Source organism: Streptomyces sp. NPDC058534 (assembly GCF_042717365.1).
Lineage (GTDB): Bacteria > Actinomycetota > Actinomycetes > Streptomycetales > Streptomycetaceae > Streptomyces.
In genome coordinates this window covers 83,130-94,635 of the sequence record NZ_JBHXNW010000030.1, presented here as the reverse complement: position 1 = coordinate 94,635, position 11,506 = coordinate 83,130, and the positions used below count along the sequence as shown (strand labels likewise).

Here is an 11,506-nt window from a genome sequence, read left to right as displayed (position 1 = left end):
TTCGTTTCTTTGGTTTTTTTCTTCTCTTTTTGTTGTGGTTTTTGTTCGAGTTTTATTCGGTCTATCACACACCCAAGGTCGTCGTCGTGTTGACAGGCACCCACGAGGCGAGCCGCGTACGGAGCAGTCGGACCCGGTACCCACCCCACCGTTCCCCCGCACTGTGACGTGTGGCACGATGCTGGCCACCCCCCCACCGGCACAGCCCTCACAGGAGACACTCCTCGTGCAGCACCCCGCCGTTCCGGACCTGGCCCACACGCACACCCGGCCGATCCACTGGGTCGCCACCGCCACGGCCGTCGCCGCGGTGGTCGCCCTGTCCTCGGTCCTCCAGCCCGACGCGGCCACGGCGGCACAGCCCGCCGCCGGCCCGAAGACCGCGTCGGCCCACAGCACACCCCCCGACCCGGCGGCCGTCGCCTTCCCCCTGGAATGCGGCCCGGTCAAGGCGGTCGTGCAGAAGAAGGCGTCCGGCGACCTCGACGGCGACGGACAGCCCGAGACGGTGGCGGCCGTGCACTGCGACGCACCCATGGGGACCCCGCCCGACGCGGTGTACGTCGTCACGCGCGGCGCCGACGGGAGCAAGCCGCGGGTCGTGGCCACCCTGGTGAACCCCAAGGACCGCCACACGGTCACCGAGCTGGCGGTGGACGGCGGCGTCGTCCGCGCCACCCTCCTCGGCTACTCGTCGGCCGACGTGCCCAGTTGCTGCCCCGACGTCACCGACCACGTGAAGTGGCGCTGGAAGAACGGCGCGTTCATCAGTGACGCCCCGTCCCAGGCGCGAACCGTGTGACCCAACAGACAACGGTCACTCAACGTAGACTGCGAGTCACATTTTGGTCACTCTGAGTCCGGACCGTAGACCTCGGCCCTGTCCGAAACCCGACGTACGTGGATGCACTCGCCCGGACACTCCTTCGCGGAGTCGACCACGTCGGTGAGAAGCGGCAACGGCACGGGTGTTGTCGCCCCAGGGGCCTGCAGAAGCTCGTCGTCCGAGCCCTTCACATAGGCCAGACCGTCGATGTCCAGCTCGAACACCTCGGGCGCGTACTGGGCACAGATGCCGTCGCCGGTACACAGGTCCTGGTCGATCCAGACCTCCAGAGCCTCGCCGTCGACTCCGGCCTCCTGCTGCACGCTCATCTCTCCTGCCGTTTCCTGCGCCGAGCCGTTCGGGAATCCGGCCAGCTCTGACGGGTGTTGAACGCTTCGAGCGTACCCCCGCCTGGGTTCCCTTCACGTCCGGTGGGTATTCCCCTGGCGTGAGGGAGAGCGCAAGGGTGAAGATCGGACACACCCCGACAGTCTTTGTGATCTAGGGGTTTCAATCGACACCCACCCAGGTAGGGTCTGGAAGCGTCCAGCTCCCCATGGAGGAGGTGAGGACCGTGGCAGCCCACGACGACGACATGAACCGCGGCATCCGCCCGGGACGCGGGTCTGAAGACCCGGCCGGGCAGGTGGCCTACCTTGAGCAGGAGATCGCCGTCCTGCGACGCAAGCTCGCCGAATCTCCGCGGCACACGAGAATTCTCGAAGAGCGGATCGTCGAACTGCAGACCAACCTGGCCGGCGTGTCCGCACAGAACGAGCGACTCGCCGGCACACTCCGCGAGGCCCGCGACCAGATCGTGGCCCTCAAGGAGGAGGTCGACCGGCTGGCCCAGCCACCGGCCGGCTTCGGAGTCTTCCTGCAGGCCAACGAGGACGGCACCGCCGACATCTTCACCGGCGGCCGCAAACTCCGGGTGAACGTCAGCCCGAGCGTCGAGCTCGACGAGCTCCGACGCGGCCAGGAACTGATGCTCAACGAAGCACTCAACGTGGTCGAGGCCATGGAGTACGAGAGCGTCGGCGACATCGTCACCCTCAAGGAGATCCTCGAGGACGGCGAACGAGCCCTGGTGCTCGGGCACACCGACGAGGAGAGGGTGGTCAGGCTCGCCGAACCCCTGCGCGGCCTCACCATCCGCCCCGGCGACGCCCTCCTGCTCGAACCACGCTCCGGCTACGTCTACGAGGTCGTGCCCAAGAGCGAGGTCGAGGAACTCGTCCTCGAAGAAGTCCCCGACATCGGCTACGAGCAGATCGGCGGCCTCGGCGGACAGATCGAGGCCATCCGCGACGCGGTCGAGCTCCCCTACCTCTATCCCGACCTGTTCCGGGAGCACGAGCTGCGACCGCCCAAGGGAGTCCTGCTCTACGGACCTCCCGGATGCGGCAAGACGCTCATCGCCAAGGCGGTCGCCAACTCGCTGGCCAAAAAGGTCGCCGAGGTGACCGGCCAAGCCTCCGGCAAGAGCTTCTTCCTCAACATCAAGGGCCCCGAGCTGCTCAACAAGTACGTCGGCGAGACCGAGCGGCAGATCCGCCTGGTCTTCCAGCGAGCCCGGGAGAAGGCCAGCGAGGGCACCCCCGTCATCGTCTTCTTCGACGAGATGGAGTCCCTCTTCCGCACCCGCGGCTCCGGCGTCAGCTCGGACGTGGAGAACACCATCGTCCCCCAGCTGCTCGCCGAGATCGACGGTGTGGAGGGCCTGCAGAACGTGGTCGTGATCGGCGCCTCCAACCGTGAGGACATGATCGACCCCGCCATCCTGCGGCCCGGCCGGCTCGACGTGAAGATCAAGATCGAGCGTCCGGACGCCGAGGCGGCCAAGGACATCTTCGGCAAGTACCTCACCGAGCGCCTCCCGCTCCACTCCGACGACGTCACGGAACACGGCAAGGACCGGGGTGCCACCGTCCAGAGCATGATCCAGACGGCGGTGGAACAGATGTACGCCGAATCCGAGGAGAACCGCTTCCTGGAGGTCACCTACGCCAACGGCGACAAGGAAGTCCTCTATTTCAAGGACTTCAATTCCGGCGCCATGATCGAGAACATCGTGGGCCGCGCCAAGAAAATGGCGATCAAGGACTTCCTCGAGAAGACCCAGAAGGGCCTCCGCGTCTCCCACCTCCTCCAGGCCTGCGTGGACGAGTTCAAGGAGAACGAGGACCTGCCGAACACCACCAACCCGGACGACTGGGCCAGGATCTCCGGAAAGAAGGGCGAGCGGATCGTGTACATCCGTACGCTCGTCACCGGAAAGCAGGGCGCAGACACCGGACGTTCCATCGACACGGTGGCGAACACCGGTCAGTACCTGTAAAAGGCGGGGCGGGGGGGGGGGGGGCGCCGCCCGGGGGCGCCCCCCCCCCCCCGACTGTTTTCCGGAGCCCCGACTGGAGCAAGGCAATGCCGCAAATGATCTCCCCACCAGTGCAAAGGCGTTCTAGGCTCTTCCATACCGCCGAGTCGCGCAGTGCGGGGACGGGCACCGCACACGCATCGGAGCGCCAGCGGTACTTGAGCGGCGCCCACGACCGAGGGCACCGCCGGGCAAGGAGGGCCGCATGACAGTACGGCGAGTAATGGGCATCGAGACGGAGTACGGGATCTCCGTCCCCGGCCACCCGAACGCCAATGCCATGCTCACCTCATCCCAGATCGTCAACGCCTACGCGGCGGCGATGCACCGGGCCCGCCGGGCCCGCTGGGACTTCGAGGAGGAGAATCCGCTGCGGGACGCGCGAGGCTTCGACCTCGCCCGTGAGTCAGCCGACTCCAGCCAGCTCACCGACGAGGACATCGGCCTGGCCAACGTCATCCTCACCAACGGAGCACGGCTCTACGTCGACCACGCCCACCCCGAATACAGCGCTCCGGAGGTCACCAACCCGCGGGACGCCGTGCTGTGGGACAAGGCCGGCGAACGGATCATGGCCGAGGCCGCCGACCGGGCCGCCCAGCTGCCCGGCGCCCAGCCGATCCACCTCTACAAGAACAACACCGACAACAAGGGCGCCTCCTACGGCACGCACGAGAACTACCTGATGAAGCGGGAGACCGCCTTCTCCGACATCGTGCGCCACCTGACCCCCTTCTTCGTCTCCCGCCAGGTCTTCACCGGAGCCGGCCGCGTCGGCATCGGCCAGGACGGGCACGAGCACGGCTTCCAGCTCAGCCAGCGCGCGGACTACTTCGAGGTCGAGGTGGGCCTGGAGACGACGCTGAAGCGGCCCATCATCAACACCCGCGACGAACCCCACGCGGACGCCGAGAAGTACCGGCGGCTCCACGTGATCATCGGCGACGCGAACCTGTCCGAGATCTCGACGTACCTGAAGCTCGGCACGACCGCCCTGGTGCTGTCCATGATCGAGGACGGCTTCATCGCCGTCGACCTGGCCGTCGACCAGCCCGTTCGCACCCTGCACCAGGTCTCGCACGACCCCACCCTCAAACGCCTGGTCACGCTGCGCAGCGGCCGCACCCTGACCGCGGTCCAGCTCCAGATGGAGTACTACGAACTGGCCCGCAAGTACGTCGAGGAACGGTACGGCGCGGACGCTGACGACCAGACCAAGGACGTCCTCGGCCGCTGGGAGGACACCCTCAACCGGCTCGAGAACAACCCGATGAGCCTCGCCGGCGAACTGGACTGGGTCGCCAAGCGGGAGCTCATGGAGGGCTACCGGCGCCGCGACAACCTGGACTGGGACGCGGCTCGGCTGCACCTCGTGGACCTCCAGTACGCCGACGTACGCCCCGACAAGGGCCTGTACAACCGTCTGGTGGAACGCGGCCGGATCAAGCGGCTGCTGGACGAGAACGAGGTCGAGCGGGCCCGTACGAAGCCGCCGGAGGACACCCGCGCGTACTTCCGCGGACGCTGTCTGGAGCAGTACGCGGACGACGTCGCGGCGGCCTCCTGGGACTCGGTGATCTTCGATCTGCCGGGCCGGGACTCGCTCCAGCGGGTGCCAACCCTGGAACCGCTTCGCGGAACGCGTAATCACGTCAAGGAGCTCCTGGACCGCTGCCGCACGGCAGACGACCTGGTCAAGGTCCTGTCGGGCGGGTGACGGCCCCGAGCGGGTACACCGGAAGGAGACCGCCGGACGAGGTGGAAAGTCACCGGGTCCGGGAACCATCGAGATGGCCCTCGTACGTTGTAGCAACTACGGGGCCGATGTCGGACCCGGCTTGTAGGGTCTGATCTTGACCGAGCAACTGTGTCGGGCGAACCGAGCGGGGTGAGGGTTATGGCGACCAAGGACACCGGCGGCGGGCAGCAGAAGGCCACGCGTTCCACCGAGGAGGTCGAGGAGCAGGCGCAGGACGCGCAGGCCTCGGAGGACCTCAAGGAACGCCAGGAAAAGCTGAACGACGACGTGGACTCCGTCCTGGACGAAATCGACGATGTCCTCGAGGAGAATGCAGAGGATTTCGTGCGTAGCTTCGTTCAAAAGGGTGGGCAGTAAGCTCATTTCGCCTTCGAATCGAAGGTGACGGGGGAGTCTGCGAGTGTCCGACGAACGGGAAGCCAAGAAGTGTTCGCGGTGCCAGGAGAGCAAACCGCGGACGGCTTTCGCGGGCAACAAGTCCATGCGTGATGGTCTTCAGGCGTACTGCCGGGAGTGCTCGGCGGAGTACTACCGGCAGCGCCAGGCGGCCAAGGGGCGGGCGGTGCGCGAGAAGGTGCCCGTCCCGCCCGGGCACAAGCACTGCCGGGGCTGTGGCGAGGTGAAGCCCCATAGCGAATGGCATCGCAAGACCAGTGCGCCCGATGGCCTTGCAAGCCGCTGTAAGGCATGCAAGGCGGCTACTGATCCGGCAGGTCACCTTCGTCGGAAGTACGGCCTCACTGAAGCCGAGCGCGACGAGATGGTGGCCTCTCAGGCGGGGGTCTGCGTGATCTGTCTCAAGGCTCCTGCCGTTCAGGTGGATCACTGCCACAAGACGGGTAGGGTCCGTGGCGTACTGTGCTTCAACTGCAATTCCGGCCTCGGCCTGTTGAGGGATGACCCCGACGTGATGAACCGAGCTGCCGACTACCTGGAAGGAAACGCGTGGAAGCCAACACTCGTAGCACCGGGCGTCTACCAGCTGCCTTCCTGACGCCCGGGTCCTCTTCGTTCATGGACTTCCTCGGTGCGCACCAGCCGGAGATGCTCCCGGGCAACCGGCAGCTGCCGCCGGTGCAGGGCGTGATCGAGGCGCCGCACGGCACCACGATCGTGGCCGTCACGTTCCCCGGGGGCGTCGTTCTCGCCGGTGACCGGCGGGCCACCATGGGCAACATGATCGCCCAGCGGGACATCGAGAAGGTCTTCCCGGCCGATGAGTACTCGGCGGTGGGCATCGCCGGTACGGCGGGTCTGGCCGTGGAGATGGTGAAGCTGTTCCAGCTGGAGCTGGAGCACTTCGAGAAGGTCGAGGGGGCGCAGCTGTCCCTGGAGGGCAAGGCGAACCGGCTGTCCACGATGATCCGGTCCAACCTGGGCATGGCGATGCAGGGGCTGGCCGTGGTGCCGCTGTTCGCCGGCTTTGACGTGGACCGGGGTACGGGCCGCATCTTCTCGTACGACGTGACGGGCGGGCGGTCCGAGGAGCAGAACTTCGCGACCACCGGGTCGGGGTCGATCTTCGCGCGTGGCGCGATGAAGAAGCTGTTCCGTGAGGACCTGACCGAGGAGCAGGCGACGACGCTTGTGGTCCAGGCGCTGTACGACGCGGCTGACGACGATGCGGCGACCGGTGGTCCCGACGTCGCCCGCCGGATCTACCCGATCATCACTGTGATCACCGAGGACGGCTTCCGCCGGCTGAGCGAGGACGAGGGTTCGGAGCTCGCTCGCGCGGTGCTGGAGCGGCGGCTGGAGCAGCCGGACGGTCCGCGGGCCGCGCTGCTGTAGCGGGTGCGTTCGTGTTGTCAGGTGGTGCAGTGACTTCTCCAGAAAGGGATGGATAGCCGGTGTCGACGCCGTTCTATGTCTCACCCCAGCAGGCCATGGCCGACCGGGCGGAGTACGCCCGCAAGGGCATCGCCCGTGGTCGCAGCCTGGTCGTGCTGCAGTATGCCGACGGCATCGTGTTCGTCGGTGAGAACCCGTCCCGTGCGCTGCACAAGTTCAGCGAGATCTACGACCGGATCGGTTTCGCGGCCGCCGGCAAGTACAACGAGTACGAGAACCTGCGGATCGGTGGGGTGCGGTACGCCGACCTGCGCGGGTACACGTACGACCGGGACGACGTGACGGCCCGTGGTCTGGCGAACGTGTACGCGCAGACGCTGGGCACGATCTTCTCCAGTCAGGCCGAGAAGCCGTACGAGGTGGAGCTGGTCGTCGCGGAGGTCGGTGACGGTCCGGAGAGCGATCAGATCTATCGGCTGCCGCACGACGGTTCGATCGTGGACGAGCACGGCTCGGTCGCGGTCGGGGGCAACGCGGAGCAGATCAGTGGGTATCTGGACCAGCGGCACCGGGACGGTATGACGCTGGCCGAGGCGCTGAAGCTGGCGGTGCAGGCGCTGTCCCGTGACACGAACGGCAGTGAGCGGGAGATTCCGGCGGAGCGGCTGGAGGTCGCGGTGCTGGATCGTACGCGGCCGCAGCAGCGGAAGTTCAAGCGGATCGTGGGCGGGCAGTTGTCGCGGCTGCTGGATTCCGGTGCGGGTGACGTGTCCGTGGAGGAGGAGAGCGACTCCGACGCCGAGAAGGACGAGGAGTAGCAGGGGCCGGGGCGGGTTCCCGCCGCCCCGGCCGGCTCACCGTGGCGGTGCCGTGGAGCCGCGTACCACCAGGCTGACCGGCAGGTCCCCCTCCTCGGGGGCCCGCCCGTCCAGTACGGCCAGGAGCGCCCGCATCCCCCGTTCGCCGAAGGCTTCCGCGTCGAGGCGGACCGTGGTCAGTTCGGGGTCGATGGCGGTGGCCAGGCCGAGGTCGTCCAGGCCGGTGACGGAGAGGTCGTCGGGGACGCGCAGTCCCACGCGCCGGGCCGCCTTGTAGGCGCCGGCCGCCAGTTTGTCGTCGTCGCAGACCAGGGCTGTGGGCCGGGGTCCGGGCGCCCTGAGCGCGGCTTCCGTGGCGGTCCGGGCGCCCTCGATGGAGATGGGGGCGCGGACCGTTCGCAGGTCGGTGCCGGGTGCCGCGGACAGCCGGGTCGTCAGTTCCCGGGCGCGTACGTCGAAGGTCCAGGACGGCACGTCCGCGGCGAGGTGGAGGAAGCGGCGGTGGCCCAGGGTCAGCAGGTGCTCGGCGACCTGGCGGATGCCGTCGGCGATGTCGAGGTTGACCGTGGCGGCGCCCAGGCTGCCTTCCGGGTCGCTGTCGAGCATGACCAGGGGTAGCTGGTCGCCCCGGATGGCCGAGAGGGCGTCGGCGGCCATGGAGGACGCGATGACGCCGTCCAGCGCGGCCTGCGCGGAGGCGAAGGGGTCCCTGGCCGGGCCCACGCCCTCGGGGGAGGGGTAGAGCACCACACCGAAGCCGTGTTCGCCGGCCACCCGCGCGGCGCCGGTGTACACCTCGGCGAAGAATTCGGTGGTCAGGGCGGGGACGACCAGCAGTACGGTGCGGGTGCGGCCCAGGCGGAGGTTGCGTGCGGCGAGGTTGGGGCGGTAGCCCAGTTCGTGTGCGGCCTCGCGGACGCGTTGGGCGGTCGGCTCCGAGACGCGGCCGCGCCATTTGTCGCCGAGTACCAGGGATACCGCGGCCTGGGACACTCCGGCTGCCTGGGCGACGTCCCGGCTCGTGGGGCGGGTGCTGCCTTGTGCCACCGTTCGCCTGCGCTTTCGTCTGGACTCCTGAACAGGCGACATGGTACGTATGACGCAGTTAGTTATACGTAACACGTCAGTGAGTGCAGAGAAGAGGGGGCGCCGCGTGGTTGCCGGGTATCTGGACATTCTCCGGGCGCGGCATGCCGTGCGGCTGCTGGTCGGCACGCTGGTGGGGCGGTTGCCCAACGCCACGGCGGCGATCGCGATCGTGCTGTTCGTGCGGGCGGAGGGCGGTTCGTACAGCCTCGCGGGGGCGCTGGCCGCCGTGTACGGCGTCGCGAACGCGGTGGGGCAGCCGGTGCTGGGGCGGCTGGTGGATCTGCGCGGGCAGCCCCTCGTGCAGTTGCCGGCCGCCGTGCTGTCGGCGCTGGCGATGGGTGTGTTCGCCTTCGCCGGTACGGGGTCGGCCGTCCTCGCGTATGTGGCGGTGGGCGCGGCCGGGTTGTTCACGCCGCCGTTGGAGGGCGGGTTGCGGGCGCTGTGGCCCAGTGTGCTCGGCAAGGAGGACCAGGTGCACACGGCGTACGCCATGGACGCCGTGGCGCAGGAGGTCATGTTCACCGTCGGGCCGCTGCTGGTGACGGTGTGCGTGTCGTTGTGGTCGCCGCCGGTCGCGCTGCTGGTGCTCAACGGGCTGGGTGTGCTGGGCGCGCTGTCCGTGGTCGTGTCGCCGCCCTCGCGCGCGTGGCGGTCGGCGCCGCGGGAGGCGCACTGGCTCGGCGCGTTGCGCTCGGGCGGGCTGCTGGCGCTGCTGGGGGCGTTCCTGTTCATCGGGATGGCGCTGGGTTCCATCACCGTCGCGTCGGTGCCGTACGCGGACGAGCACGGTGGTGACGCGGTGTACGGGTGGCTGATGGCCGGGCTGGGGCTCGGTGCGCTGGTCGGGGGAGCGGTGTACGGGGCGCGGCGGTGGACCGGTGAGCCGGCGCGGCGACTGCGGCTGCTGGTCGCTCTGCTGGCGGTCTGTTACCTGCCGCTGACGTTGATGCCGGGTGCCGTCGCGATGGTGCTGCTCGCTGTTCTCGCGGGTGTCTTCCTGGCGCCTTGCATCGCCTGTGCGTTCGTCCTTGTCGATGTGCACGCCCCGCGCGGCACGGTGACGGAGGCGTTCTCGTGGCTGGTGACGACGTTCACCGTGGGGGCGTCGGTGGGGACCGGGCTCACGGGGCCCGTGGTGGAGCACGGCGGGGCCTTGTGGGGCTTCGCGGTGCCCGGGGCGGCGGGGGCGGTGTCGCTGCTCGTGCTGGTGGCCACGGGGCGGGTCCTCGCAGCTCCCGCGCGGGGAGCGGTGGTTGCGGCTTCATCGGAAAATGATCCAAACCGTGCCGTCGAACCCCGTTTCAGTTCGGGTCATCGGGCGTAATGTTCAGTCATGGACCGCCGCATTTTCGGGCTGGAGAACGAGTACGGCGTCACGTGCACGTTCAGGGGACAGCGCCGCCTGTCGCCTGACGAGGTGGCGCGGTACCTCTTCCGCCGTGTCGTGTCATGGGGCCGCAGCAGCAATGTCTTTCTGCGCAACGGGGCCCGCCTCTATCTCGACGTGGGGTCACATCCGGAATACGCGACACCCGAATGTGACAATGTGATCGAACTCGTCACCCACGACAAGGCGGGCGAGCGCATTCTCGAAGGACTCCTGGTGGACGCCGAACGACGCCTGCACGAGGAGGGAATCGCGGGCGACGTCTACCTCTTCAAGAACAACACCGACTCCGCCGGCAACTCCTACGGCTGCCACGAGAACTATCTGGTGGCGCGGCACGGGGAGTTCTCGCGGCTCGCGGACATCCTCATTCCGTTCCTGGTGACCCGGCAGCTGCTGTGCGGCGCCGGCAAGGTGCTGCAGACGCCGCGCGGTGCCGTGTACTGCGTCAGTCAGCGGGCCGAGCACATCTGGGAGGGCGTCTCCTCGGCGACCACCCGCTCCCGGCCCATCATCAACACCCGCGACGAGCCGCACGCCGACGCCGAGCGCTACCGGCGCCTGCACGTCATCGTGGGCGACTCGAACATGTCGGAGACGACCATGCTGCTCAAGGTCGGCGCCACCGACCTGGTGCTGCGGATGATCGAGGCCGGCACGGTGATGCGCGACCTGACCCTGGAGAACCCGATCCGGGCGATCCGCGAGGTCAGCCACGACATCACCGGACGGCGCAAGGTGCGCCTGGCGAGTGGCCGGGAGGCCTCGGCGCTGGAGGTGCAGCGGGAGTACTACGAGAAGGCCGTGGACTTCTGCGAGCGCCGGGGTATCCGCACCGGCACCGTCGAGCGGGTGCTGGAGCTGTGGGGCCGCACGCTGGACGCGATCGAGGCCGAGGACCTCGACCGTATCGACACCGAGATCGACTGGGTCATGAAGTACAAGCTCATCGAGCGGTACCGGGCCAAGCACAACATGACCATGTCGCATCCGCGGGTCGCGCAGATAGACCTCGCCTACCACGACATCCACCGCCGTCGTGGCCTCTACTACCTGCTGGAGAAGAAGGGGCAGGCCGCCCGGGTCGCCAACGACTTGAAGATCTTCGAGGGCAAGTCCGTGCCGCCGCAGACCACTCGGGCCCGGCTGCGGGGCGACTTCATCCGGCGGGCCCAGGAGCAGCGGCGGGACTTCACCGTCGACTGGGTTCACCTCAAGCTCAACGATCAGGCGCAGCGCACCGTGTTGTGCAAGGACCCGTTCCGTTCGGTGGACGACCGGGTGGAGAAGCTGATCGCCGGAATGTGACTGACCCCGTCCGGGTGAGTCGCGCGTCTCCGCACGAAAGGGCGGAACGCCACACGGGCACCGTACGTTATCCGTACGGAGCCGGTCGCACGCCGTAGAGTTGCGCGCCCGCCATCACGCAGACCCAAATGCATAGGATGCCCCCCCC

The 11,506-nt window shown here is 68.1% G+C and carries 11 protein-coding genes; 9 read left to right on the top strand and 2 right to left on the bottom strand.

Annotation, left to right across the window (positions count from 1 at the left end; all coding sequences use genetic code 11):
• The first annotated feature begins 226 nt into the window (after positions 1 to 226).
• A complete protein-coding gene (locus tag ACFWR9_RS20100; protein ID WP_383843787.1) occupies positions 227 to 802 on the top strand; it encodes a hypothetical protein in 576 nt (191 codons plus the stop codon).
• A gap of 47 nt (positions 803 to 849) precedes the next feature.
• Here ACFWR9_RS20100 and ACFWR9_RS20095 read toward each other — a convergent pair whose 3' ends face one another.
• Positions 850 to 1,155, bottom strand: coding sequence for a ferredoxin (locus ACFWR9_RS20095; protein ID WP_383843784.1), 306 nt, complete (start codon positions 1,153 to 1,155; stop codon positions 850 to 852).
• Between the two features lie 245 nt (positions 1,156 to 1,400).
• Between ACFWR9_RS20095 and arc the strand changes: the two genes are divergently transcribed.
• From arc to prcA, 6 genes are all read left to right on the top strand, one after another.
• Complete coding sequence (gene arc / locus ACFWR9_RS20090) at positions 1,401 to 3,167, top strand: proteasome ATPase (protein WP_383843781.1); 1,767 nt, start codon at positions 1,401 to 1,403, stop codon at positions 3,165 to 3,167.
• A 244-nt stretch (positions 3,168 to 3,411) separates the two neighbouring features.
• Positions 3,412 to 4,923 (top strand): depupylase/deamidase Dop, encoded by a 1,512-nt coding sequence (gene dop / locus ACFWR9_RS20085; RefSeq protein ID WP_376363356.1) that lies wholly within the window; start codon positions 3,412 to 3,414, stop codon positions 4,921 to 4,923.
• Between the two features lie 180 nt (positions 4,924 to 5,103).
• Entirely contained in the window at positions 5,104 to 5,322 is a 219-nt protein-coding gene (locus ACFWR9_RS20080; RefSeq protein WP_053128307.1) for a ubiquitin-like protein Pup, read from the top strand.
• Positions 5,323 to 5,365: 43 nt separating this feature from the next.
• Positions 5,366 to 5,959 (top strand): endonuclease VII domain-containing protein, encoded by a 594-nt coding sequence (locus ACFWR9_RS20075; RefSeq protein ID WP_383843776.1) that lies wholly within the window; start codon positions 5,366 to 5,368, stop codon positions 5,957 to 5,959.
• Positions 5,911 to 6,756, top strand: coding sequence for a proteasome subunit beta (prcB, locus tag ACFWR9_RS20070; RefSeq protein WP_383843773.1), 846 nt, complete (start codon positions 5,911 to 5,913; stop codon positions 6,754 to 6,756). The genes ACFWR9_RS20075 and prcB overlap by 49 nt, the downstream gene beginning before the upstream one ends.
• A gap of 59 nt (positions 6,757 to 6,815) precedes the next feature.
• The gene (gene prcA, locus ACFWR9_RS20065) at positions 6,816 to 7,574 is read left to right on the top strand and encodes a proteasome subunit alpha (protein ID WP_383843770.1); all 759 of its coding nucleotides are present in this window, start codon (positions 6,816 to 6,818) and stop codon (positions 7,572 to 7,574) included.
• 36 nt (positions 7,575 to 7,610) lie between these two features.
• Here prcA and ACFWR9_RS20060 read toward each other — a convergent pair whose 3' ends face one another.
• The gene (locus ACFWR9_RS20060; RefSeq protein WP_383843767.1) at positions 7,611 to 8,621 is read right to left on the bottom strand and encodes a LacI family DNA-binding transcriptional regulator; all 1,011 of its coding nucleotides are present in this window, start codon (positions 8,619 to 8,621) and stop codon (positions 7,611 to 7,613) included.
• Positions 8,622 to 8,727: 106 nt separating this feature from the next.
• On the opposite strand from ACFWR9_RS20060, the gene ACFWR9_RS20055 reads away from it, so the two are divergent.
• On the top strand, positions 8,728 to 9,987 hold the full coding sequence (locus ACFWR9_RS20055) for an MFS transporter (protein ID WP_383843764.1): 1,260 nt from the start codon (positions 8,728 to 8,730) through the stop codon (positions 9,985 to 9,987).
• Between the two features lie 9 nt (positions 9,988 to 9,996).
• Positions 9,997 to 11,358 carry a Pup--protein ligase gene (gene pafA / locus ACFWR9_RS20050; RefSeq protein WP_064727032.1) on the top strand — a complete coding sequence of 454 codons (1,362 nt, stop codon included), beginning with the start codon at positions 9,997 to 9,999 and terminating at the stop codon, positions 11,356 to 11,358.
• Positions 11,359 to 11,506: the final 148 nt, after the last annotated feature.

Excerpts from the sequence above, each read along its gene's own strand:
- pafA (WP_064727032.1), top strand. The coding sequence starts at position 9,997 with ATGGACCGCCGCATTTTCGGGCTGGAGAACGAGTACGGCGTCACGTGC.
- ACFWR9_RS20080 (WP_053128307.1), top strand. The coding sequence starts at position 5,104 with ATGGCGACCAAGGACACCGGCGGCGGGCAGCAGAAGGCCACGCGTTCC.
- dop (WP_376363356.1), top strand. The coding sequence starts at position 3,412 with ATGACAGTACGGCGAGTAATGGGCATCGAGACGGAGTACGGGATCTCC.
- ACFWR9_RS20095 (WP_383843784.1), bottom strand. The coding sequence starts at position 1,155 with ATGAGCGTGCAGCAGGAGGCCGGAGTCGACGGCGAGGCTCTGGAGGTC.